Source organism: Acinetobacter sp. AM (assembly GCF_003105055.1).
In the GTDB taxonomy this organism is placed as follows: Bacteria; Pseudomonadota; Gammaproteobacteria; order Pseudomonadales; family Moraxellaceae; genus Acinetobacter; species Acinetobacter tibetensis.
Window position 1 is genome coordinate 16908 of record NZ_QETG01000019.1, and the last position, 22870, is coordinate 39777.

General features: G+C 41.9%; 22 protein-coding genes and 4 tRNA genes. 12 read left to right on the forward strand and 14 right to left on the reverse strand.

Features of this window, described 5'->3' with window-relative positions:
* The first annotated feature begins 65 nt into the window (after nucleotides 1-65).
* Nucleotides 66-434 (forward strand): hypothetical protein, encoded by a 369-nt coding sequence (locus tag DCO44_RS11105; protein ID WP_116761993.1) that lies wholly within the window; start codon nucleotides 66-68, stop codon nucleotides 432-434.
* A 68-nt stretch (nucleotides 435-502) separates the two neighbouring features.
* On the opposite strand, the gene wrbA is transcribed toward DCO44_RS11105, so the two are convergent.
* Nucleotides 503-1099, reverse strand: a complete 597-nt coding sequence (wrbA, locus tag DCO44_RS11110) for an NAD(P)H:quinone oxidoreductase (protein WP_116761906.1) — start codon at nucleotides 1097-1099, stop codon at nucleotides 503-505.
* Nucleotides 1100-1211: 112 nt separating this feature from the next.
* Here wrbA and DCO44_RS11115 point away from each other — a divergent pair, with 112 nt between their 5' ends.
* From DCO44_RS11115 to DCO44_RS11130, 4 genes are all read left to right on the forward strand, one after another.
* Nucleotides 1212-2462 (forward strand): YihY family inner membrane protein, encoded by a 1251-nt coding sequence (locus DCO44_RS11115; protein ID WP_116761908.1) that lies wholly within the window; start codon nucleotides 1212-1214, stop codon nucleotides 2460-2462.
* Between the two features lie 267 nt (nucleotides 2463-2729).
* Nucleotides 2730-3887: a TIGR00341 family protein gene (locus tag DCO44_RS11120; protein ID WP_116761910.1), complete on the forward strand. Its 1158-nt coding sequence runs from the start codon at nucleotides 2730-2732 to the stop codon at nucleotides 3885-3887.
* Nucleotides 3884-4933, forward strand: a complete 1050-nt coding sequence (locus DCO44_RS11125; RefSeq protein WP_116761912.1) for a linear amide C-N hydrolase — start codon at nucleotides 3884-3886, stop codon at nucleotides 4931-4933. The genes DCO44_RS11120 and DCO44_RS11125 overlap by 4 nt, the downstream gene beginning before the upstream one ends.
* Before the next feature lie 77 nt (nucleotides 4934-5010).
* Nucleotides 5011-5496, forward strand: coding sequence for a hypothetical protein (locus DCO44_RS11130; RefSeq protein ID WP_116761914.1), 486 nt, complete (start codon nucleotides 5011-5013; stop codon nucleotides 5494-5496).
* Nucleotides 5497-5559: 63 nt separating this feature from the next.
* On the opposite strand, the gene DCO44_RS11135 is transcribed toward DCO44_RS11130, so the two are convergent.
* A complete protein-coding gene (locus tag DCO44_RS11135) occupies nucleotides 5560-6495 on the reverse strand; it encodes a DMT family transporter (protein WP_116761915.1) in 936 nt (311 codons plus the stop codon).
* A 117-nt stretch (nucleotides 6496-6612) separates the two neighbouring features.
* Here DCO44_RS11135 and DCO44_RS11140 point away from each other — a divergent pair, with 117 nt between their 5' ends.
* Nucleotides 6613-7419, forward strand: a complete 807-nt coding sequence (locus tag DCO44_RS11140; RefSeq protein WP_116761917.1) for an AraC family transcriptional regulator — start codon at nucleotides 6613-6615, stop codon at nucleotides 7417-7419.
* A gap of 41 nt (nucleotides 7420-7460) precedes the next feature.
* Here DCO44_RS11140 and DCO44_RS11145 read toward each other — a convergent pair whose 3' ends face one another.
* From DCO44_RS11145 to DCO44_RS11175, 7 genes are all read right to left on the reverse strand, one after another.
* On the reverse strand, nucleotides 7461-8138 hold the full coding sequence (locus tag DCO44_RS11145; protein ID WP_228157550.1) for a fumarylacetoacetate hydrolase family protein: 678 nt from the start codon (nucleotides 8136-8138) through the stop codon (nucleotides 7461-7463).
* Between the two features lie 3 nt (nucleotides 8139-8141).
* Complete coding sequence (locus tag DCO44_RS11150) at nucleotides 8142-8645, reverse strand: YcxB family protein (protein ID WP_116761995.1); 504 nt, start codon at nucleotides 8643-8645, stop codon at nucleotides 8142-8144.
* A 210-nt stretch (nucleotides 8646-8855) separates the two neighbouring features.
* Nucleotides 8856-8932 (reverse strand) — tRNA-Arg (locus DCO44_RS11155).
* Between the two features lie 98 nt (nucleotides 8933-9030).
* Nucleotides 9031-9645, reverse strand: a complete 615-nt coding sequence (locus DCO44_RS11160) for an HAD-IB family hydrolase (RefSeq protein ID WP_116761921.1) — start codon at nucleotides 9643-9645, stop codon at nucleotides 9031-9033.
* A 72-nt stretch (nucleotides 9646-9717) separates the two neighbouring features.
* Nucleotides 9718-9794: transfer RNA gene (locus DCO44_RS11165), tRNA-Arg, on the reverse strand.
* Nucleotides 9795-9842: 48 nt separating this feature from the next.
* Nucleotides 9843-9919 (reverse strand) — tRNA-Arg (locus DCO44_RS11170).
* A gap of 14 nt (nucleotides 9920-9933) precedes the next feature.
* Nucleotides 9934-10023 (reverse strand) — tRNA-Ser (locus DCO44_RS11175).
* Between the two features lie 265 nt (nucleotides 10024-10288).
* On the opposite strand from DCO44_RS11175, the gene rnr reads away from it, so the two are divergent.
* Genes rnr through DCO44_RS11205 form a run of 6 tightly spaced genes read left to right on the forward strand, consistent with a single transcriptional unit; the run spans nucleotide 10289 to nucleotide 17402 of the window.
* Nucleotides 10289-12724, forward strand: coding sequence for a ribonuclease R (rnr, locus tag DCO44_RS11180; protein WP_171304970.1), 2436 nt, complete (start codon nucleotides 10289-10291; stop codon nucleotides 12722-12724).
* A 53-nt stretch (nucleotides 12725-12777) separates the two neighbouring features.
* Nucleotides 12778-13665 (forward strand): VanW family protein, encoded by an 888-nt coding sequence (locus DCO44_RS11185; protein WP_116761923.1) that lies wholly within the window; start codon nucleotides 12778-12780, stop codon nucleotides 13663-13665.
* Between the two features lie 58 nt (nucleotides 13666-13723).
* On the forward strand, nucleotides 13724-15763 hold the full coding sequence (locus DCO44_RS11190; RefSeq protein ID WP_116761925.1) for a M3 family metallopeptidase: 2040 nt from the start codon (nucleotides 13724-13726) through the stop codon (nucleotides 15761-15763).
* A 38-nt stretch (nucleotides 15764-15801) separates the two neighbouring features.
* Nucleotides 15802-16008 (forward strand): YheV family putative metal-binding protein, encoded by a 207-nt coding sequence (locus tag DCO44_RS11195; RefSeq protein WP_016168574.1) that lies wholly within the window; start codon nucleotides 15802-15804, stop codon nucleotides 16006-16008.
* A gap of 16 nt (nucleotides 16009-16024) precedes the next feature.
* Nucleotides 16025-16468, forward strand: coding sequence for a hypothetical protein (locus DCO44_RS11200; protein ID WP_116761928.1), 444 nt, complete (start codon nucleotides 16025-16027; stop codon nucleotides 16466-16468).
* Between the two features lie 58 nt (nucleotides 16469-16526).
* On the forward strand, nucleotides 16527-17402 hold the full coding sequence (locus DCO44_RS11205; RefSeq protein ID WP_116761999.1) for a DMT family transporter: 876 nt from the start codon (nucleotides 16527-16529) through the stop codon (nucleotides 17400-17402).
* Between the two features lie 37 nt (nucleotides 17403-17439).
* Here the strand turns inward: DCO44_RS11205 and DCO44_RS11210 are convergent, their stop codons facing one another.
* From DCO44_RS11210 to DCO44_RS11230, 5 genes are all read right to left on the reverse strand, one after another.
* The gene (locus tag DCO44_RS11210) at nucleotides 17440-19725 is read right to left on the reverse strand and encodes a TRAP transporter large permease subunit (RefSeq protein ID WP_116761930.1); all 2286 of its coding nucleotides are present in this window, start codon (nucleotides 19723-19725) and stop codon (nucleotides 17440-17442) included.
* A 162-nt stretch (nucleotides 19726-19887) separates the two neighbouring features.
* On the reverse strand, nucleotides 19888-20469 hold the full coding sequence (rrtA, locus tag DCO44_RS11215; RefSeq protein ID WP_116762001.1) for a rhombosortase: 582 nt from the start codon (nucleotides 20467-20469) through the stop codon (nucleotides 19888-19890).
* A 58-nt stretch (nucleotides 20470-20527) separates the two neighbouring features.
* Entirely contained in the window at nucleotides 20528-21592 is a 1065-nt protein-coding gene (locus DCO44_RS11220) for a hypothetical protein (RefSeq protein WP_116761932.1), read from the reverse strand.
* A gap of 517 nt (nucleotides 21593-22109) precedes the next feature.
* The gene (locus tag DCO44_RS11225) at nucleotides 22110-22493 is read right to left on the reverse strand and encodes a hypothetical protein (RefSeq protein WP_116761934.1); all 384 of its coding nucleotides are present in this window, start codon (nucleotides 22491-22493) and stop codon (nucleotides 22110-22112) included.
* The gene (locus DCO44_RS11230) at nucleotides 22486-22743 is read right to left on the reverse strand and encodes a succinate dehydrogenase assembly factor 2 (protein WP_116761936.1); all 258 of its coding nucleotides are present in this window, start codon (nucleotides 22741-22743) and stop codon (nucleotides 22486-22488) included. Before DCO44_RS11230 ends, DCO44_RS11225 begins: the two co-directional genes overlap by 8 nt.
* Between the last annotated feature and the right edge of the window lie 127 nt (nucleotides 22744-22870).

The window sequence follows — 22870 nt, forward strand, 5'->3', positions numbered from 1 at the left end:
GTAAATCTTGACAAAAATTGCTGTATCTCGTAATTGAGTTTATGGCACGCAAAGGCAAATCATCTATGGAAAATACGATTCTCTGTCCTAAATGTGGTTCAAGTGAAGTTGAAAAACGCGACCATGACCAACACCTGAAAAAAGCCAGTGGGATTTTACTGGGTTCTGCAGGCGTTGCAGCAGGAACCGTGGGTGGCGCTGCCACTGGAGCATCAACAGGTGCCGCTATTGGAGCTGTAGCTGGTCCACTGGGCGTTATTGTGGGCGGTACAGTAGGCACGTTTATTGGTGGAATTAGTGTTGGAATTACAGGGGGCTTTCTAGGCAACTATTTTGGCAAGAAGGCAGGTGTTGTGATTGATAAGAATATTTTTCTCGATTACAAATGTTCAAAATGTAATTATCGCTTTAAGCAAAAAATTGAGAAATCATAAGCCTGTACTGGCTTTGATTTAAAAACAAAAGGTCAACATCATCTTGATGCTGACCTTTCAAATTAAACTTACGTCGTCTGTAATTTTTGTACGACGGTGGCTAAACGGCGTCCTTGTTCCGTACAGAGCACTTTTTCATCTTGACTCAATTGCTGATCATGGCGTGGACCACTCACATGACTCGCACCATAAGGTGTTCCACCTGTTTTGGTATTCGACAATGCAGCCTGCGCATTGGTTAATCCCATCACCATCATGCCATGATGAAATAATGGAGGAAGCATCGTTAACAAGGTACTTTCCTGTCCGCCATGCATTGAACCTGATGCGGTAAAAACACAGGCTGGCTTATTATGCAAAGCACCATTTAACCAAAGACTGGTGGTCTGATCCCAAAAATATTTCATTTCTGATGCCATATTGCCAAAACGTGTAGGTGAACCTAGAGCCAAACCCGAACAATACTGCAAATCTTCTAAAGTACAATAAATATCCCCTTCAGCAGGAATACTTGCAGCCGCTTCCGTCACGACTGTAGCCAAATTGGGCACAGTACGAATCTTGACAGCCATCCCTGTTGACTCGACGCCATTGGCAATTAAATGCGCCATTTCTTTGGTAGAGCCATATTTGCTGTAATATAAAACAAGGACATAAGGTTGCATGGCATTTATGATCTAAGCTAAAAATGAAAACTATACGGTATTTTTCCGACTTTTTGGTTAAGCTTGTGCTTGAAAAGTATATAAAATGATTAAAAATTGAGACTAGAAACGCATGATAGAAAAGTATTTAACAAGACTGCCTTTTTACAGCAAAACTTGGTTTCAGTTTGTTTTATTTGTCCTTCGACGTTTTGAAGCAGACCGATGCCGCGAGCAAGCAGGTTCTTTAACCTATACCACACTGTTTGCGGTGGTTCCGATGTTAACTGTATTTTTAGTGATTATTTCTTCGATTAAAGCCCTAGAACCTGCTCGACAACAGCTACAGCAATTGATTTATAGTAATTTTTTACCCAAAACCACCATTGCTTTTGACAAAGTACTGACCGCCTTTACCGATAAATCCAATAATTTGACGGTCATCGGGATACTGTTTCTGTTCGTTACCACCGTCATGATGCTGACCAGTATTGAAAATGTATTTAATCGTATTTGGCGTGTTCGGGAAAAACGTGGTGGTATAATTGGCTTCATGCGCTATTGGACGATTATTTCTTTAGGTCCAATTATATTAGGTAGTGCTTTTGTATTATCTTCTACCGTGGCTTCCATGAATCTACTGAGTAGCCATTTGGCAGGCTATGAAGTCGATGGTGCCTTCCTCCTCAGGCTCATCTCTTTTACCCTCTCGATTCTGGGTTTTTTTATTTTATATTGGACCATTCCCAATCGCAGCGTTCCAATTAAAGCCGCCCTCTTTGCAGGCATATTCAGCGCCAGTATTTTTGAATTATTAAAAAACTTATTTGGTTACATCATGTCTAATTTCACCAGTTATGAAATTATCTATGGTGCATTTGCCGCGCTACCTATTTTCCTGTTATGGATTTTTCTGTCTTGGAATATTGTGCTTCTTGGCGTCGAAATTAGTTATGCACTGACCGCTTTCTATACAGGAAAAGAACAACGGCGCCATCCTGTGATTATGCTACTCGATATCCTACAACTTTTTCATATCAAGCAACAAAGTGGTGAGAGCATGTCCGACAAAGAAGCGCTGGATGTTTTAGGTCGAGAAGAAATTGGGCACTGGCCAACCTATGTTTTATTACTAGAACAGCAAAATTTAGTGAAGCGTACCGATAACAATGAATATGTGTTAGTCCGTAATTTAACGCAGGTTGATTTTTGGAGTTTTTATAAATCACTCCCCTATCCTCTACCACGCCGTCCTGACGTTAAAAACATTCATGCCGATGACCATGAGTGGATGCAGCGGATTGGTCCAAGGTTTGAAGAAGCAGATGATTATCTCTCCGCCAAACTGGCAATGCCCTTGGCTAGCATTTTTGAGCAGCGCTAAATCTATTTCAACAAAGGGAGATGGAATGTAGTCCATCTCCCTAGATGAAGACTATGCAGCCGTATTGATTGTTCATTTCGCAATAAGCCCAACAGCTAAAAGCGGTTGTTGGATCACTTTAATTATCTAAATTTCACGCTACAAAACGATTAAAAAAAAAGCTAAAATTAGCATTAGACTAAACAATAAAATCATCTAAAAGCATAATTTTACCAATAATATCCACAAGCAATGCTTTTGTTTGCGTGATTCAATCGAGAATTCGCCATGACAGACAAAAAACAAACACCCACCATCATTGTTGACAATAAACCCGAACAACAATGGTTTGAGAACCTCAAAGAAAAGCTACGCTATCAGCAAGCAGTGCGTGAAAATTCCAGAAAAATCGACCACAAACAGGTTCGCCTCAATATTCAGACCGATGCGCTTCCGAGTAAAACCTTTTTCATTATGAATGCGCTCGCTGCGATTATTGCGGCCTATGGCCTGCTAAGTGACTCCACTGCCGTGGTCATTGGTGCAATGCTGATTGCCATGATGTTAGGCCCAATTTCAGGAATTTCTTTAGCCTTAATTGATAGCCGCTGGATTTTATTCCGAACAGCCCTGCAAACCTTGGTTTTAGGTATTCTGATGATTTATGGGATTGGATTCCTACTAGGCATTCTACATCCCAATATCAGCATTACCAATGAAATTTTAGCACGTACACATCCCAACTCTTTGGATCTCATGATTGCCCTTGCAGGAGGCGCCGCTGGTGCATTTGCTTCAGTTTCTCCTCGCCTGTCTGTCGCTGTGGTTGGGGTCGCCGTTGCAACTGCTTTGGTGCCACCTTTAGTCGCAAGTGGTATTTTATTATCTCGCGCTGAATTTAGGCTATCTGCTAATGCATTCTTGCTCACTTTCACCAATATTATTGCCATTCAAGTCAGTTCTGCGATGGTACTTTGGATTGCAGGTTTTCGACGTGGCTCGAATGAAGAGGTTTCTAGCAAATACCTCGAGTTCATCAAACGCAATAGGGTCAGCCTCGTTATTCTTTTCATCCTCGCCATTTATCTCAGTTTCAATTTATTTTATACCGTTCATAATGAACTGTATAAATCTAAAATTACCGACCAACTCAGCCAAACGTTAAATAATGAAACCAATATTATTGATACCGTTGAGTTTGATCCACAGCCTAACTTTACGCTTGCGCGTGTCTTTATTCGTGGCGTTACACTTCCTTCAACCCAGCAAATTAATGAATTAAACCGTACACTCAACACAGACCAGAATGGTCATCCTACTTATGTACAAATTCGATTTATCCCCATTCAAATTCTTCAAACCCAACCCACAAAAATCGTCCCTTTAAATCCAATAGCGACTGAACAACCAACCATTAAAACACTCACACAGCAGGATCCATCATGACAAAAAAATTACTTTTTATTGCCACATTAACCAGTGGGCTTCTCATCCATTCCTCCATTCAAGCCTGCACCAGAGTGGTCTTTCATGGGGATAATCAAAACATCATGACAGCCCGCTCTATGGACTGGAAAGTCGATGTTGGTACCAATCTCTGGATTATGCCGCAAAACATCGCCCGTAATGGTTTGGCTGGGCCTCAATCCATTCATTGGACGGCTAAATATGGCAGTGTGATTGCAACAGGTTATGACATTTCCACCACCGATGGGATCAATGAAAAAGGACTTACAACCAACTTACTCTGGCTGGTCGAATCTGAATATCCAGAAGTCAAAAACAATAAAAAGCCCACTTTAAGTATTTCACTTTGGGCACAATACGTTTTAGATAATTACGCAACCGTCAATGAAGCGATTCAAGCACTAGAGAAAGAGCCTTTTATTGTAGTCACAGAGAATGTGCCTGGGGAAAAGCGTCTTGCGACCTTACACCTGTCTCTTTCAGATGCCTCAGGAGATAGTGCGATTGTGGAATACATAAATGGTAAACAAGTGATTCATCACAATGCCAAATATCAAGTCATGACCAATTCTCCTATTTTTGATGAACAGTTGGCACTAAATGAATATTGGAAGAAAATTGGGGGAACAACTTTCTTACCTGGTACCAATCGTGCCTCAGACCGTTTTGCTCGTGCTTCGTTTTATGTCAATGCCATTCCTAAAAATGCCAACAGCAAACAGAGCCTTGCTAGCGTGTTTAGTGTGATTCGAAATGCTTCGGTTCCCTTCGGTCTAAATACAGAAGAAGAACCAAATATTTCATCAACACGTTGGCGTACGGTTGTTGACCATAAAAATTTGTTATATTTTTTTGAATCGGCAATTTCACCCAATACATTCTGGGTAGATTTAAAGAAAATTAATTTTAAAACTACGCCTTTCCAGAAACTGGACTTAGGTGCAGATCAAGCCAATGTCTATGCTGGAGATGCCACAACGCACTTTAAGACCACGAAAGCATTTCAATTTTTAGGAAAAGAATAAATACTGCATGGCACATAGCATTCATTTATGAAAAAGATGTGTCATCAGTTTTCTATCGATATCAACAAAGGTTAAACATGAATATTTTAAAAACCAGTCTATTCGGAATAGTAGCCACTATAGGGCTTGTAGGCTGTACAACTTCAAGCACACAACCTCAAAATATCGCTTCTACAGGGTTGTTGATCTGTGAACAAAATGAACTTTGCCCTGCGGTGAAAGTAGCGTGGAACGAACAAAATCGTAGCAATTTAAAAGTTACGGCATATTTACCTAGTGCGAAAGATGATTATGATATTCAGCAGTTTGTGTTCTTAATTGATCAAAAAACCTATAGTTATGTTCCTGCGGCAGCAACCACACATGAATACATTGGCCGTATGGTTCCTCATCGTTCATCTAACTACATTGTGGTGCCTAGTTCCTTCTTAAGTACGTTTAAAAATGCCAAAGATATTGAATTAAAACTGGTGACAGATAAAGGCAATATTACCCGTCCTGTATATCGTAATGGACAACAATCCTCTGCTTATCATGCTTTTATCAACTTATACCATCCTTAATTTTTTGACTTAATTAAAAGCCTGTCTTCATGACAGGCTTTTTTGTAAATATTTAAAGAGGAATTAATCCGATTTTAAAGCTTTTGCAAAACTTCGTGATTGCACCCAGCCTTGTAGACTCACCACCATAATGCCCAACATCACCAATACGGTACCGACAATAAAGTTCAGTTCAATTTTTTCATTCAGCAAGACAACCCCACATAACACCCCAAACAATGGGGTTAAAAAAGAGAATACCCCCAAACGGGAAGCCAGATACTCTTTTAATAGCCAAAACCAAATCAGATAACTGGCAAATGACACAATAATGGTATGGAACAGCAAACTACCAATCGCAAACGGCGTCCACTCAATACTGGCTTGTCCCATTGCAAATGCCAGTGGAAATAGCAGTAGAAACGCAATCAAAAGTTGATAAAACAAGGTCTGCGTTGCAGGTGCTTCCGCTAACTTAGTTAAACGCACCGCAATCGTGGTTGCCGCCCATAGAATCCCCGCCAGTAATGCCAAGGCATCTCCCCACAAAACCGTGCTCGATGCCGCTGCCGAACCAGTTGGATGAAACAGAAAAGCAATGCTAATACCGAAGAATGCAAGTGTAATCCCACTCCACTGCAACATACTCAGCCGCTCAGACGGAAGCTTCCAGTGCAACCCTAAAGCCACAAAGATTGGCGCGGTATACAGCAAAACCACGGTATGTGATGCCGAGGTAAAACGTAATGCTTGTGCCACCAAAAAGAATTCTGAAGCAAACAATACACCAACGAGAATACCTGCGGCTAAATAATCTCGGCTCCATAAAGAACCGCCATCTGCAAGCTTAATCATGGGATAAACCATGAGTGCGGAAAGACCTGAGCGTAATGCAATTTGCATCACAGCAGAAATATCTGGCGCAGCCATTTTTAAAATCACTTGCTGCAAACCCCAAATAATACACAGCACAAACATGATACCTGATGCTTTACTGTCTAATGCCCGACGCTCACTCACGGTCTACTCCAGCTCAATTCATAAATGACCACTATAGACCTGTCACTTTTAAAAGATATACTTCAAAACAGACAACCCATATCATTATTCAGGCAAAATGAGCAGCGGGAGAAATAGATGCATACACGTTTACAACATGACTATTATCCCATGCCGACCAACGATGATATTCCTGCACCGCTGTGGTTTCACATTTCCGATGCACCCGCAGAATCTTGCTATCCCATGCATGAACATGCTTGGGGAGAATTTGTCTATGCCCTCAACGGCGTGCTCGAAGTCCAAGTGGAACAGCATCATTTTTTGACGCCACCGCCTTATGGCATTTGGTTACCTCCACATTTAAAACATGCAGGGATTAACCGTACCGAAGTGACTCACTCCACTTTATACGTACATGAAAGCTTGTGCGCAGCCCTACCAAAACAGGCAGGTATTTTGCTGACCTCAGCCTTAGTCCCTGCGTTATTACATCATTTGCGCTATCATCCCCTACCTGATCATGACCCTGAACACTTGCGTTTGTTGCATGTGCTATTAGATCAACTGCGACATGCCAAATGGGTGGGCAGTTATTTACCTTCAAGTAAGCATTCTGCTCTACAGAATTTATTGGACTATCTACAACAACATCCAGCCGATCAAAGCACGCTGGCACAACTGGCACAGCGGATCAATATGACCGAGCGCACACTGGCACGTTATAGTCAGCAAGAACTGGGCATGTCCTTAAATGAATGGCGACAACGACTGAAAGTAATTAAAGCCATGTCGATGCTGAATGAAAACAAAACAGTAGAAAGCATCGCACTGGATTTAGGTTATGCCAATGCCTCTGCTTTTATTAACTTATTCAAACGTTGGATGCGTTGCACGCCTGATCAATTTCGCAAGAACTACGCCGCGGAAAAACAATCCAAATAAAAAAGGACTGTAAATACAGTCCTTTTTATCTTCAACTTGACTTAGGCATGAACAAAAGTATTCCAGACATAGTCTTGTTGCTGACCTTGTAAGGTCATTTTCAGTTGATCACCCGCTTGTAATGCTGCAACGCCTGCAGGTGTACCCGTCATGATCACATCGCCCACTTCTAAGGTAAAGAACTGACTCATATCTGCCAATAATGTACCAATATCAAAAATTAAATGCGATGTATTGCCTTGTTGACGAAGTTCGTCATTCACATGCAAGGTGTAATGTACATCGTTCCAATCTTTAACTACATCAGTAATATCGACCCAATCTGCCACCATGCATGAACCATCAAAAGCTTTGGCACGTTCCCACGGCTGACCTTTCTGTTTCAACTCATCCTGTACATCACGCAAGGTTAAATCTAAGCCCAAAGTCACGGCACCCACTGCTTGCAAGGCTTTCAATGGATCAGTTTCTGCTTTCAGTTCACGATCAATTCGCAAGGTTAGTTCACATTCATAATGACAACTGCCCCACGCCGAGTTCCACGAAATTCCATCTTCCAGTGCTTTTAGGCTGCTCGGTGGCTTAATAAACAATACAGGACGGTCGGGGATAGCATTTCCCAACTCTCTGGCATGGTCTGCATAGCTACGACCGACACAAACAATTTTAGATGGACGTGTATTCATGATCTTCCCTTCGACTTTTTTGTGACAATAAATCTTTTATTTAGAATGTTTGAATGTATTTTCAAATATGTTTTGATCTTCAGCCGTTGCAAAGGCACGTTTTGGCACAATCACCACAGTGCGATTTTTTAATTCAAGCATGTAGGTCAGCTTACCTACTGCAAAATTCTGTACTTCATGATAGTGCACGATTTTTTTACGCCCATTGGCATAAATATCAGCATGTTCCTGATACAAATCGATGCCTTGCTCGCTTTTCCCAAATTGATATTTTACAAACTGACGCTTAAACATCATCGGCAAGAACCAATAGCGCAAAACCAGTTGTAAAACCAAGAAAAATACGCCCAATGCAACGTAATAGCGTCCTACCCCAGTAAAACCTAAATAAATACCCCATCCAATGATGGCAATACTAATTAAAGGGGTAATAAAACGTGTGAACAGCTTTTTACCAAAGGTGGCTAAAGCAAAGCCATCCTGAGATTCTTCAAGGTTTAAATAATAACGTAAAGATAAGGCAGGCTTGCTGTCTGACATAAATCCATCATCAATCTGAAAACGAGACCACAGCATAGTACACCAAATTTTAGCTTTTCTTTATGCTTTTCATTGTGACTTAGCAGCAACAGATTTTTATTTTTGTCACGAAATAGACATGCCTTTGCGTTATTTTAGGCACAAAAAAACCGCAAAAAATGCGGTTTTTTTTTATGCCATAGATCAGATAAATGATCTAAGCTATCAAGTTGGTGCGCTCAGAGAGATTCGAACTCCCGACCCCTTAGTTCGTAGCCAAGTGCTCTATCCAGCTGAGCTATGAGCGCGACGTCTTGATGGTTGGGCATTATACGCACTTTTATTAAGATGCCTAGTCTTTTTTCAAAAAATGATTTTGAATGCTTAGTTATTAGGCAACCCTTCCTTAAACCGACAACTCATTCGAAACCTTTATTTCTTGTCCCTGATAAAATTTATGGTCAGCTAACGCCAACATTGCATGATCATTCGGGCTATCTCCATAGGCGTATACAGCATCAAAATCACCTAAACAATACTTCTGTTGTATACGCTTAGCTTTTTCCACATACCCACAATCACCATGTTGTAACTCTCCTGTATAACAGCCCTCTCGTACTTCTAACTGATTACAGATCAGATCAATGCACTGTTGCTGACACCAATGGCTTAAATAAACATCTAAAGAGGATGAGACCACCACAACTTGATCTCCTTTTTGTTGATGATTCACGATTTGTTGGAGGGTATGTTCATTCATTAAATTGGGCAAAATTGTTTTCGAAAATTGCTGACCTTGTTGCTCAAGCATTATGGCAGGATAGTTTTTAAAAGCAGCACGGCAAAGTCGGATTCTAATTTGTTGATCATTAACATATCCTAGCCGAAACCCAATGAGCCACGGCGCAACACTTAAACCTCCGAATAACTGTTTTCGATAGGGCAATGAATATTTTAAAAAATGACTAAAACTGTCGGAATGGGTAATGGTGTTATCGAAATCAAAAAGTGCAAGGTTCATATTATTTAATCTACTATTTTTATAAATTTCACGCACAAAAAAACCGCAACGTGTGCGGTTAATTGTTCAAGTTGGTGCGCTCAGAGAGATTCGAACTCCCGACCCCTTAGTTCGTAGCCAAGTGCTCTATCCAGCTGAGCTATGAGCGCATTACTTGTGTGCCAATTCAGGCGATACGTTACATACAGTTTACTTATTGGTGCGCTCAGAGAGATTCGAACTCCCGACCCCTTAGTTCGTAGCCAAGTGCTCTATCCAGCTGAGCTATGAGCGCGACATAAGTAAAGTTGGCGGTGAGAGAGGGATTCGAACCCTCGGTACAGTTACCCGTACGCATCCTTAGCAGGGATGTGGTTTCAGCCACTCACCCATCTCACCGTAACGTGCCGCCATAATACAAACTTCATGCTAGCACTGCAAGCAAAGACGATCAATTTTTTACTTTTTTTTGCTCATTTAAATACTTTTTAAGCAATTCATCCAAACTTGAACGGAATTTATACGGTATCTCAGCTTCTAGTATCCAAAACTCAACCAGCTAAGTTGAATTGCGCCGTGAAAAACACATTATTGCAATCATTTACGTGCAGTCTGACGCAGCATGTCTTATGCTAATCCTATCTTCTGACACAAAACCAAATCCATGATGAAAAATTGGGTCGATCCTGAAGCCAAAGCGGAAGCTGAACGCTACGAAAATCCTATTCCGAGCCGTACGCTCATTTTAGAAACCATAGAACAATTAAACTCGCCACAATCGCATGCTGATTTAGTAGAACATTTCCAAATTGCCGATCAAAAGAGCATTGATGCGCTAAGTCACCGCCTTATCGCTATGGTACGTGATGGTCAACTGATGAAAGATGGTTTTAAATTTCAACGTATGGCCGATCAACCGAGCTATGAAGCTACGGTCTATATCAACAGTAAAGGCTTTGGTACAGCCAGTATTACAGGTCATGATGATCTATTTTTACCTGAACGTGAACTCCGCCAAGTCTTTAATGGTGATCGGGTTAAAGTGCAACAAACTTCAGTTGATCGCAAAGGTAAAGCGTGGGGCTTTATTTCTGAAGTTTTGCAACGTCGCGTCAAGCAAATCATCGGAAAAGTCTCACAACATGAAGGTGAATACTTTATTCAACCTGCCAATCCAAATGCACATCAACCCATTACACTAGAAAAAGAGTTGATTGAGCATGCAAAACTCAAACTGGGTGATTCAGTTCGTATTGCAATTGATGACTATCCAACTCGTGAAGAATTCGCGACGGGACACGTGATCCAGTCCATGGCGGACAAAGCGGATACTGAAATCATTATTCCACAAACCATTTTAGAATTTGGTTTACCTTACGAATTTCCAGAAGAAGTCCTCAAAGAGGCCGAAAGCTTTAAAGAACCAACGGCCAAAGACCGTGAAGGTCGCATCGACCTACGTGACCTGCCTTTAGTCACCATTGATGGTGAAGATGCTCGTGACTTTGATGATGCCGTTTATGCCGAAAAACGTTCTGGCGGAGGCTATCGTGTAGTCGTGGCGATTGCCGATGTCAGTCACTATGTTCGTATTGGCAAACCGCTGGATGATGAAGCGCAAGAACGTGGCACGTCAGTTTATTTTCCACATTTTGTGCTGCCAATGTTGCCTGAAGCGCTCTCGAATGGGTTATGTTCTTTAAATCCACATGTAGACCGTTTATGTATGGTCTGTGATTTAAAACTTTCCCGTGCGGGTCGCGTCACAAGCTTTGAATTCTACCCTTCAGTCATGCATTCCAAAGCACGTCTGACCTATACGCAAGTCGCCCAATATTTTGATGGCGATAGCGCTGCGGTGCCTGAAGATCGTGAAGTACGTAAATCACTGAATACCTTACTCCAACTGTATCAAGTCCTTAAAGACTTACGCGGCAAACGTCATGCCATGGAATTTGAAACCGTCGAAACCTACATGACCTTTGACGATTTAGGCGGCATTAATGAAATTCTGCCACGTACGCGTAATGATGCACATAAACTGATTGAAGAATGTATGTTGTTGGCGAACGTGGCTGCGGCTGAGTTTGCTCTCGAGCATGATATTCCAATGCTGTACCGTGTGCATGAACCACCTGAGTTCTCTCGCATTCAAAAAGTCCGTGATTTTGTCAAATTATTAGGATTGAAATTCTCTGACCAGCCCACTCAAGCTGATTATCAGGCGGTTATTGAAGCGACCAAAGATCGTATCGATGCACCAAGTATTCATGCAGTGTTGTTACGCTCTATGATGCAAGCGTATTACGGCGCAAAAAATGCAGGACACTATGGTCTGGCTTATGAAGCGTATACCCACTTCACTTCGCCAATTCGCCGCTACCCAGATTTACTGCTGCATCGTGCCATTAAAGCAAAATTAGCCGGAAAACCATTCCCACTTTCAGGCGCAGCACTGGATGATGCAGGTGAACATTTCTCTCAGACTGAACGTCGTGCAGATGAAGCATCTCGCTCTGTGACCATGTGGTTAAAATGCCACTATATGCAACAGCATCTAGGGGATGAATTTGTCGGGGTGATTTCCGCTGTGGCAGAATTTGGTTTGTTCGTGACCCTGAAAGACCTGTATGTCGATGGTATGGTGCATGTCAGTAAACTAGGCGATGACTTTTTTGTGTTTGACCAAGTCAGCCAAAGTCTGGTGGGACAAAACCGTGGGCAAACTTTTGGTTTAGGCGATGAAGTTAAAATTAAAGTTGCAGCAGTCAACTTAGAAGAACGCAAGATTGATTTTGAACTGATTCAACAACTGAGCCATGCAGGACGTGCGATTCGTAGCCGTGCTCCACGTATTGCCAAAACAGCAACAGTTCAGGTAAAAGAAGAAACGTTCATCCCACGTGCAGCGAAAGCTTCAACGGAAGCCCGTGAATCTGGCGATCAGCCAGTCACGAAGAAGAAAGCCAAGTCTAATTCTTATGGTAAAAAAGCCGATAAGAAAGCATCCAGTAAAACCGATGCTAAAAACAAAGACAAAGCCAAGAAAAAAAATAAAGTGAAAAAGAAAAAAGCCAACGCAAAAGTGCGTAGTGAATAAACCTATAAGGTGTTAAGGCTTCTCGCCTTAACACCCTTTTTTATAAAAATATCATGAAATTCATTCGACGTTTTATCAATAAACCGATTAGCCAGTATCATCCACTGTTTTACTTTTTATCGACCCGTACCCGACGGGCGTTACGCTATTGGCAATGGAAAACTGATGGTCAAGATTATGCCCAACAGAAGTGCTCAACCCCCTTGCCTTATCGGGTTAAAAAACATCAATCGGTTTTAATCCGAAAATTAGGTGACAGTGAGCAGCACTGGCAACACAACAAAGTCATCAATCTAAAAATAGCCAGCCCTTGTATTTCAGGCATTCTCATTCATCCTAAGCAAACGTTTTCTTTCTGCCAACTGGTTGGACAACCTACACAAGCCAAAGGCTATGTTGAAGGAATGGAGCTGAGTTTTGGCCAAGCACGAGGCGGGATTGGCGGTGGAATTTGCCAAATTGCCAATCTGATTCATTGGTTGGTCCTCCATAGCCCACTACAGGTGGTACAACGCGCACAGCACTCATTTGATCCCTTCCCCGATCAAGGACGGGTTTTACCTTTTGGTAGCGGTGCCGCGATCTTTTATAACTATATTGATTATCAATTTTATAATCCGACGCCGCATACCTTTCAGATTCGCCTGTGGTTTAGTGATAAATGTCTGGAAGGAGAACTTCGCTGTTCGGCAGACTTGGGTTATGTCTATCATGTGTTTGAACAGCAGCATGCTTTCTTAAAAATTGGTCAAGACTATTATCGTCAGAATGAAATCTGGCGCCATCGTAAAGAGAAATATAAAAGTGGTGAAATTCTGGCAACAGAGTGTATGACCCGTAACTTTGCCAAAGTCTTATATATTCCTCAGCGCATAGATCAATCCTTTACCTCTTGGGCTGAATTTAGGTCTGAACAGCAAACTCAATCAATTAAAACTTGATTTCCCGCGCAAGAGCCCCTACATCTAGATGAAGTTTAAAATGAAATGGCGAATGCACATGCACTTAGATCAAGCAACTCTACCTGTTCCTCAGTTTGATCAAATTCAACTTAGCAACTTAAAACAACAAATTGAACAAGCCATCCAACACGGTCAGCAATTTTTAGCCGAACTCACTGCGGTACCTGAACAACATGCAGCACAACTGCACGTCTTGAGCCAAGTCGATGAACTTGAAAATAGCATGAGCGAAGCTTGGGGAGTGTTATCCCATTTGAACGCCGTGATGAATAATACTGAAACCCGTGATGTCTATCAGTCTTTACTGCCTGCACTGAGTGAATATTACACAGCACTCGGGCAACATACGGTGCTATACCAGACCTATCAACAGATCCAAGATTCGACAGAATTTAATCAACTGCCTGCGGCACAGCAAAGTGCCATCAAACTAGCATTACGTGATTTCAAACTCTCGGGCGTAGCCTTAGAAGGTGAAGCGAAAAAGCGTTATGCTGAAATCTCAGCACGTTTATCGCAGTTGTCTTCGGACTTCTCCAACCATGTGTTGGATGCCTCTCAAGCTTATTTCAAGCCTTTAAGCGAAGAGCAACTCAAAGGTCTACCTGCCAGCAGCATTGAATTATTAAAACAATATGGTCAACAACGTGAACTTGAACAAGCAGTTGCCACTTTAGATATTCCTGCTTATTTGGCAATTATGACCTATGCAGAAGATCGTACTGTGCGCGAAGAATTATATCGTGCTTATACCACTCGCGCTTCCGATCAGGCAGAACAAGCTGAATTTGATAATACGGCGGTGATGGAAGAAATCTTGAGCCTACGTCAGGAAATGGCGCAGTTGCTCGGTTTTAATAACTATGCAGAATTGTCCCTTGCGAGCAAAATGGCTCCTGATGTCGACACCGTCGCCAACTTTTTAATCGAGCTAGCAGAACATGCACGTCAACCTGCTGAGCAAGAAATTGCCGAGCTGAAAGCGATTGCACAACAAGATGGGGTTCAAATCCTAGAACCGTGGGATACAGGGTTTTACTCAGAAAAGCTCAAAGTTCAGCAATTCAATCTGTCTCAAGAAGATTTAAAACCATATTTCCCAGCACCGAAAATCATACAAGGCTTATTCAACATTGTTGAGCGCTTATATGGCATTCAAGTTGTGCAACGTGAAGCCCCAGTTTGGCATCCAGATGCACAATATTTTGAACTGGAAGATCAAGGCAAAGTGGTCGGTGGATTCTATTTTGATCTCTATGCGCGGAGCGGCAAACGCGGTGGCGCATGGATGAGTGGCTTCCGTTCTCGCATGCAAACCGCACAAGGTTTACAAAAACCAATCTGCTACATGGTATGTAACTTTACTCCACCTGTTGCAGGACAAGCGGCTTTGCTCACCCATGATGAAGTCACCACGCTATTCCACGAATTTGGGCATGGCTTGCATCACATGCTGACCGAAGTCGATCATATTTCTGTAGCAGGGACACATGGCGTTGCTTGGGACGCAGTAGAATTACCGAGCCAGTTTATGGAGTTCTGGACATGGGACAAAGAAAGTTTAGATTTGCTTAGTGAGCATATTGAAAGTAAAGCTGTCCTCCCTGAATCCTTGCTCAAAGCATTACTCGATGCCCGTTTCTTCCAGTCTGGTATGCAAACCTTACGTCAAATCGAGTTTGCCTTATTTGATCTGAATATTCATCGAACTACACCTGCCCTAGAAGCAACAGGCATTCAAACAACGTTAGATCAAATTCGTCAGAACTATGCCGTTGCCCCAACAGCATCTTATAACCGTTTCCAACATAGCTTTAGTCATATTTTCGCGGGAGGTTATGCTGCGGGCTATTATTCTTATAAATGGGCGGAAGTTCTAGCCAGTGATGCTTTTGATCGTTTCGAAAAAGAAGGAATTTTCAACACCCAGACTGGCAAAGAGTTTCGACAGTTTATTCTAGCAGTTGGCGGAAAAGATACGGCACTTGATGCATTTATCAATTTCCGCGGTCGCGAACCCAAAATAGATGCATTATTACGTCATCAGGGTTGGACGAACGCAGATAAAACCGCTTAAACTACGTCATTATTGTTCACAGGGTGTTATTAACTGACATGAAAAGACAGTTTATCGCAGGCGCAAAATGTCCTAAATGCGGAGCTTTGGATCGTGTGGTTAAAATCATCACTGTGGATGACGAGTGGATTGAATGTATAACGTGTGAATATACAGAAAAGCGCCCGACTCATGTCGAGTCTGCTGAACCTGAACATCCAGACGAAATTGGGGTCATTCAATTCAAACCTCGTCAGCCTGAATAACAACAAGGTTTAAGTCATGATGTTAGATCAAAGACAAAATTCAAAACTTTTAGTGGGGATTATTGCTGGACTGGTGGTATTGGTGGCTATTTTTTTAGCTTACCAATGGATGTCGAGCCCTCAACCAAAACATGAGGTCGAACACCAAGTTGTACGTACACCTGCCAAACCAGTCGTTAAAGAGGCTGCTCCTGTGGTGGACAATTCGGCTTCTACGGCGGTTGCAAATACGACGACTGAAGCACCGATTCAATTGGTCGATGAAACCATTTTAAAACAAGATGTGCCGAAAAATGCCAGCTTGGCCAAAGAAGAAATTGCCAAACTGGATGACATTCAGACACAACTAGATGAACAAGAGAAAACGCTGAAAGCACAACATGCTGATGCAGATGACTTAATTGCTTTGAAAGAAGAACAGGTGAAATTACTCGAAGCTCAACTCGCCAAGGCTCAATAAAATATTCTGATCAAATTCGGCTAGAATAGATCGATTTATGATTATGCCGAATTTTCGCATGAACCTCTCTCCAACCAATCGCAATTTGGTCAAAGCGCTTGGTTTTCTTGCCCTCTCTGCTTTTTTATTTTCGCTGATGGGAGTCTGTATTCGTTATGCTTCTCATAGCGTAGATAATCCCACCATCGTTTTTTTCCGAAATTTTATTGGCTTATTCGTCTTTCTGCCGATCATGTTCAATAAAGGATTGGGATTTTTTAAAACCACCAAAATTTGGATGCACACTTGGCGCGCAGTCGTTGGTCTAATTGCCATGTATGGCTTTTTCTATGCGATTGCCCACTTAAAACTCTCCAATGCGATGGTCTTTACCTATTCCTCCCCCATCTTTATCCCACTGATTGCATGGCTATTTTTAAAAGAAAAAATTACTCGCTCCATGTTATTGGCAGCGGCAATTGGGCTAGGTGGCGTTTTGTTTGTAGCAAAGCCAGACTCAGGGCTATTTAACCAGATTTCCCTGATTGGCTTAATCGCAAGCTTTTTAGCCGCAATGGCATTTGTCACCGTGCGTGCGCTGACCAGCACCGAACCTCCAGAACGAATTGTATTTTACTTCTGCTTCATCGGCACGCTCATTTCCATGCTGCCAATGTTTTGGTTATGGCGACCTTATACACTGTACGAACTTGGTTTTTTAATAACTGCAGGCGTATTAGCCAACATCAGTCAGATTTTTATGTCTAAAGCCTACCAATTGGCACCCGCTGGTCAGATTGGTCCCGTGAACTATATTGCCATTATTTTTGCAGGGGCTTGGGGTTATATTTTCTGGCAGGAAGTTCCTGATCATTACAGTTTAATTGGCTTCAGCTTAATCTTAGCTGGCATTCTGTTTTGTAGTCCCCTATTTCAACAACGCAAAAAAACATAAAGCACCCGAAGGTGCTTTATTCTGTTATTTGAATCGCTTAATGATACCAACCGAACAATTTAAACAAGTAAGGGATATAAGCAATAATCAGCATGGCAGGGAATAATACCAATAACGGTAAAATCCAACGTTCATATCGATAATAGAATGATTCATGTCGAACTTCTGCATCGGCTTCAGCCACTTCTGCATCACCAATCGACTGACGTGCCAGTAAATGATTGAGTGCCACTGGCGGAGTCACATAACCCAACTCGAAACCAATCAAGGTAATCATCCAGAAATGTACAGGATGGATACCATATTGATAGGCTACGGGAGCGACCGTTGCAGAAATCAAAATAACAGCACCAAACGGATCCATGATCATACCCACAACAATCATCAGAGCTACAATCATGGTAATGACCAAATAAATATTACCAATATCCGTTGGAAACAGGCTCATGACTTCCACCCGTTCAAGGAACCCCCCGACGCTGACTGACAACGCCATGAGAATGACCAACGCCCCAATATGCCCAACCGTTTCACTGGTCGAAATGTGCATCGCTTTCCAGAAACCCACTTGACGCATTGGGGTTAATTTTTCTGAATGCTGAACCGTATGATTGACAACAAGCTCATCTGCTGCATGTGCAGAATAAATCCCCTCTCGATATTCTGCTGTATTGAGTAAATCTGCGCCAGCCATTGCAGGTTGCGTAGACGATGTATAATTCAAATCCAGTGTTTCATCCCAATGCCCTACAGCTTGAATCGGGGCTGGTTCATGGTGTAATTTATCGAATAACACCATAATCAATAGAATAATTGGCATCATGACTGGGGCTGTGAATTCATTCAAATCTGTCGATAGCGCATATTTATAAAACAGCCAGATCAGTACAAAAATTAAAATATAAGGCATGACTGGTGCAATCGCACGCACCGACTTGGGTGCAGCAATATTTAAGGGTGCAATACGAAACTTCTGCTCTGCAAGGAACAAAGACACCACTAAAAACAACGTCGATGTGAGTAAAAAGGTATAACTGCCGTATTGATATAACCAGTCTGTGGTGACTTCTTTATTGAGTGATGCGACTACGACAATCAATAAACATGGTCTTAATACCACCCCTAAAGAACCTGACATGGCTGTTGCGGCCAAAGCAAATTGGCGACGTCCACCTGCATTCCAGACTTCTTTATAAATGATTGCCCCTGCGGCAATCACGAAAATTCCTGATGCCCCTGTGTAGGCCGTTGGTAATGCTGCTGCTATCAGAATGAGCCAAGTTAAAGTCTCAGGTGCCAGATTCCATGGACGTAAAATATTCAGGAATAAATCTACAATTCGTGTTTGCTTTAACAGCATCCCGGCCCAGATAAAGAGCGCAAGATTCAGGAAGATACTGGAAAACTCGACCAGTTGTCCTAAGTAAATCCCTTGCCCCATCGGGTAATCCATGAAGACGGTAAAGGCAACCCCTGTGATGACCGCCATGTAGGCATATAAAGGGACGCTCAGAAATGCCATGCTCAAACGCCCACCCTCTTGCGTCGGCTGGGGCTGTTTCACGACTTGGAATAAACTGATGACCGTCAACACACCAAATAAAATGATCCACATCCAATAAATACTGAACATTTCACCTGTCATTGGAACACCAGAGTTTTGGACAGAGTGATACTGACTTAAACTAGAAGCCACCAAAAAACCATTTGCCAGCAACATAAATAGACTATAAACCCGAAAATCAATTTTAGTTGTCGGGCTACGTAAGCCAATATGATGCGTTTTTAGCGTTGCACTGATTGCCGCAAATACCACCATCAATACCAATAAAATGGCGCGATTCTCACTACCAAATTTAAACACACCAAAGAAAGTTGTTTCCACGGTACGGTAGGTTCTTAAGGTTGGATGCGCCTGCATATGTTGCATTGCTTTATCATAAAACTGATATTTTTCTTCACATAGATTTCGTGCCGCAATAATCGAAGCCCTGACATCCGACTCAGATGCTGTACCAAAAATATCAGCAAATTCATCAGCGGCGTTGGTTTTCATTTGTGTTTGAACCAACACATCTACATTCGGATTTCGGTCACAATCAGGTTTACTTGGCTCAGCTCTCAAAAAAGAATATTGCATGCTCTTGGCAGGGTCACCATATAGACTTTCACCCATGCGCAATAATTGTCCATGAATCATTTCACCTGTGCCAATAATCAGTGTCAAAACCAGTAACACCAAAATCACAAAGGCAGATATCCATTCTGTCCAGATATATTTAAACAGGTCTAATCCAGACCGTTTCTGTCCTGCATCATACATATACGTTCCTATTTTTATTTTACTCATCATCAATGATGACGTAGAGATCCTCTATGAACAGAACATCTCCATATTCTGCTCTATCTTTATTTTTCAACTTCACTCTGCATGACTTTCAGATTGAAAAGAATGACTGTTTTTATTTTCTTTCTGCTTAAAATGTCAACTCTTTGGCTTAAGTAACTGTAAATGAAAAGGGAAATAGACGGCGGCTAATAGCATACCCCAAAGTGCGCCTAACAAATGGGCTTCAATCAGAACAGGACTTCCTATCAATTCTGCGGTGCTGGTGTTGCCTATTGTATTTTCCCAAATTAACTTCAACACAATCAGCCCCAACACACCCGCAGCAAATTTACGTTCATGTGCATAACTTAAATGGACAAGTGCTACCGCAACATAAGCGCCATGTAATACGCCTGAAAGTCCTGCATAAGCTTCGATATCAGGAAAAGCGTAATAGAAACTTAAGCTAATACACACTGGAAGCACTAGCAGTAATGCAGCCAATTGCCAAATTCGGACATGAGGAAAAATAAAAGGAAAACAAGCAAAGGCAAACATATTCAGCAGATAATGTATCCATCCGACATGCACCCAATGTGCCGTCCAAAGACGCCAGAATTGCTCCAACAAATCTGGCCGCCAATAGATAAAATAGTCTGCAAAAATCTGTAAACAGGCAGATATTGAGGCAACTCCTGCAATAAAGAGCACCTTTCGAACAAAATATGGGACATTCATCAGCATCTCCCTCAATTTCTCAGCAAATCCTTTGCTTCATGCTATTTCACGCCACGGTCTATTCTTTTGCAGTACTTGCTGTACCTTCCGAGGCATTGAATAAATCATCCAGACCCGAGCTATCTTCCTGTTCATCCCAGAATTTCTGCATACCATCATCGGCTGTACGTTTTCCTGTGTGTTCCGTCCAGTAGCGGTCTGAAATACCTTGCACCATACTGGCCGCCATACTGTCAATCAACTTGAACTGGGGATTAACAGGCTTTTCATCTGAACGTGCCGCTGCAAACTGTTTTAAGGCATCACGAATTTTGGCATCATCACCACTGGCTTGGGCTGCTACCGCATATAAGGCATGAGATAAGCGTACACCTTTTTGCTCACCAATTTGCATGGATTGTTTTAGGGTTTGGTATGGATCTGGTTTACCATCTCCAGCACCTGGCAGCAAAGTCCAAATTGCCGCACGTGTTGCCTCAGGTGCCCCCCAGAACTTTTCATTGTTCAAACACACCATACCGCGCTCTACAATTGCGGCAATATCTTTCGGTACATTGACAGAACCACCTGCATTAATGTCATTGGTCATGGCTTGTACGCCACTGATCAAGCCCAGTAAATACACGGTCTGATCAATATCACTTTTCATTTTTGGGCAACTCTCACCCAGTTCTTGCTGATACTTGGCTTGCCAACGCTTCTCTAAAAGTTGATAACCGGCATATTGACGCTGTGCTGCTACAGCCGACCAACGCTTTTGCTCAATACGCGCATCTTGAGCTTCTGTGACCTGTCCTGCTTTAGACGCACGCAAATAACGGAGTTCAGCATCGAGTGCTCTATTTTCAGCACATGTACCCGCAGCAGAAAAAAGTAAAATTGCTATACGCGTCGGGTCTGCCCCCATATCTTGAGTTGACATAATTGCAGGCGTTAACGCATTCCCCGAATTACACACCATATCCGCATCTTCCATGGCTAAAATGGGCGGAACAATATGCTTTTCGCTAAATCCTAAAGCGACATTCGCGCCAGATTTCACTACATGCGAACATCCTGTAAGTACAGTTGTTGTAATCATTAAAATCGCCATACCTTGGCCAATTTTCTGGACTTGCGACATCTTCCTGTCCTCTATATTTTTTGTTTGTGTCCTTCGCAGTAAACATAGCAGAAGCTATTTTCGAATAAAAGAGTATTTACTCTAATTCAAAGGATTACTTTGCCATGAAAAATAAAGATAAAAATTGACTCTAGCAGTAGGATTGTTAAATTTTGGGCAAAAAAAAGTAGCATTGCGACGGTTCAGCACATGCTACCTATTAAATGAACGCCCAATGGGCTTTATGTTTGTGCAAATCGATCCTTCAGCACAGTTCCTAAACGTCCTATAACAATTGCCAAAACAATCGCTACCATTAGAAACAACCACGTTGGAAAAATCATACTGATCTCCTCGTTCGCTGCTTGGTGGTTTTAATGTACAAAGAAAACACAGATGTATCTGCAAAAATTGTCTAACAATTTATACTTTATGCCAATAAATTAATTTTTTGTCAGACAAAGCATTAACGAATTAACATTAAATTATTGTTTTATATATTTTAATTAAATTAATAAAATTATTAACTGTCTAACAATCAGAACATTTTTGCCAACAATTTCAGTTTTTTCCAGTCTTTGAGTGTTAACTGGTCATACCAAATGACATAGCTACAAGATGATTGTTGTTGGAAATAAAGCACAATATAAAAATGATGATCAACCACTCGCTTAAGTCGCATGTGCTGTACACCTTGATCGGTTGGCCGAATAGACCAATCATCTATCGAAAATGCTTCAAAATAATGCAGTGTAGCGCGCTTCAATTGCAGCCAAAATGAAAATAGCAGCATAATCAAAATAAGCACTGCCAACCACACAGGCAATAAAACCGAAACTAAATATTGAATCAGAAACAATAGACCGATCTGAAACACAATCGCCACGCGACTGCGTTTCAAATAATATGCGGTGTTAGCCATGAACGTAATGCTTTAATTTAAGAATAAACGTCTTAATTTCAGCACGTGGCGGTTCGCCGACTTCCATAAACCAATCGAGTAAATCAGGGTCTTCTTGTTCAACTAATTCTGCAAATAACGCTTTTTCTTCAGGAGATGCCGCTAAATAATAAGTTCGAACATACGGGTCAAAATACACATCTATTTCTTTTAAACCACGACGTGCACGATAAATCACTTTGCGTTCTTCAAGCGTCATTTCTTCGCTCATTGTATTCCCCTAGACCAAACAGAAGTTCCTTAGTTTAACCGAATCATTGGCGAAGTTTCGAGACATTTCCCATGAATGACCAAATCTACCATTTTTTTTATGGAATTGAGCATTACTCACATTGCCC

Excerpts from the sequence above, each read along its gene's own strand:
- DCO44_RS11105 (WP_116761993.1), top strand. The coding sequence starts at position 66 with ATGGAAAATACGATTCTCTGTCCTAAATGTGGTTCAAGTGAAGTTGAA.
- wrbA (WP_116761906.1), bottom strand. The coding sequence starts at position 1,099 with ATGCAACCTTATGTCCTTGTTTTATATTACAGCAAATATGGCTCTACC.
- DCO44_RS11115 (WP_116761908.1), top strand. The coding sequence starts at position 1,212 with ATGATAGAAAAGTATTTAACAAGACTGCCTTTTTACAGCAAAACTTGG.
- DCO44_RS11120 (WP_116761910.1), top strand. The coding sequence starts at position 2,730 with ATGACAGACAAAAAACAAACACCCACCATCATTGTTGACAATAAACCC.
- DCO44_RS11125 (WP_116761912.1), top strand. The coding sequence starts at position 3,884 with ATGACAAAAAAATTACTTTTTATTGCCACATTAACCAGTGGGCTTCTC.
- DCO44_RS11130 (WP_116761914.1), top strand. The coding sequence starts at position 5,011 with ATGAATATTTTAAAAACCAGTCTATTCGGAATAGTAGCCACTATAGGG.
- DCO44_RS11140 (WP_116761917.1), top strand. The coding sequence starts at position 6,613 with ATGCATACACGTTTACAACATGACTATTATCCCATGCCGACCAACGAT.
- DCO44_RS11150 (WP_116761995.1), bottom strand. The coding sequence starts at position 8,645 with ATGTCAGACAGCAAGCCTGCCTTATCTTTACGTTATTATTTAAACCTT.
- DCO44_RS11160 (WP_116761921.1), bottom strand. The coding sequence starts at position 9,645 with ATGAACCTTGCACTTTTTGATTTCGATAACACCATTACCCATTCCGAC.
- rnr (WP_171304970.1), top strand. The coding sequence starts at position 10,289 with ATGATGAAAAATTGGGTCGATCCTGAAGCCAAAGCGGAAGCTGAACGC.
- DCO44_RS11185 (WP_116761923.1), top strand. The coding sequence starts at position 12,778 with ATGAAATTCATTCGACGTTTTATCAATAAACCGATTAGCCAGTATCAT.
- DCO44_RS11190 (WP_116761925.1), top strand. The coding sequence starts at position 13,724 with ATGCACTTAGATCAAGCAACTCTACCTGTTCCTCAGTTTGATCAAATT.
- DCO44_RS11195 (WP_016168574.1), top strand. The coding sequence starts at position 15,802 with ATGAAAAGACAGTTTATCGCAGGCGCAAAATGTCCTAAATGCGGAGCT.
- DCO44_RS11200 (WP_116761928.1), top strand. The coding sequence starts at position 16,025 with ATGATGTTAGATCAAAGACAAAATTCAAAACTTTTAGTGGGGATTATT.
- DCO44_RS11205 (WP_116761999.1), top strand. The coding sequence starts at position 16,527 with ATGAACCTCTCTCCAACCAATCGCAATTTGGTCAAAGCGCTTGGTTTT.
- DCO44_RS11210 (WP_116761930.1), bottom strand. The coding sequence starts at position 19,725 with ATGTATGATGCAGGACAGAAACGGTCTGGATTAGACCTGTTTAAATAT.
- rrtA (WP_116762001.1), bottom strand. The coding sequence starts at position 20,469 with ATGAATGTCCCATATTTTGTTCGAAAGGTGCTCTTTATTGCAGGAGTT.
- DCO44_RS11220 (WP_116761932.1), bottom strand. The coding sequence starts at position 21,592 with ATGTCGCAAGTCCAGAAAATTGGCCAAGGTATGGCGATTTTAATGATT.
- DCO44_RS11225 (WP_116761934.1), bottom strand. The coding sequence starts at position 22,493 with ATGGCTAACACCGCATATTATTTGAAACGCAGTCGCGTGGCGATTGTG.
- DCO44_RS11230 (WP_116761936.1), bottom strand. The coding sequence starts at position 22,743 with ATGAGCGAAGAAATGACGCTTGAAGAACGCAAAGTGATTTATCGTGCA.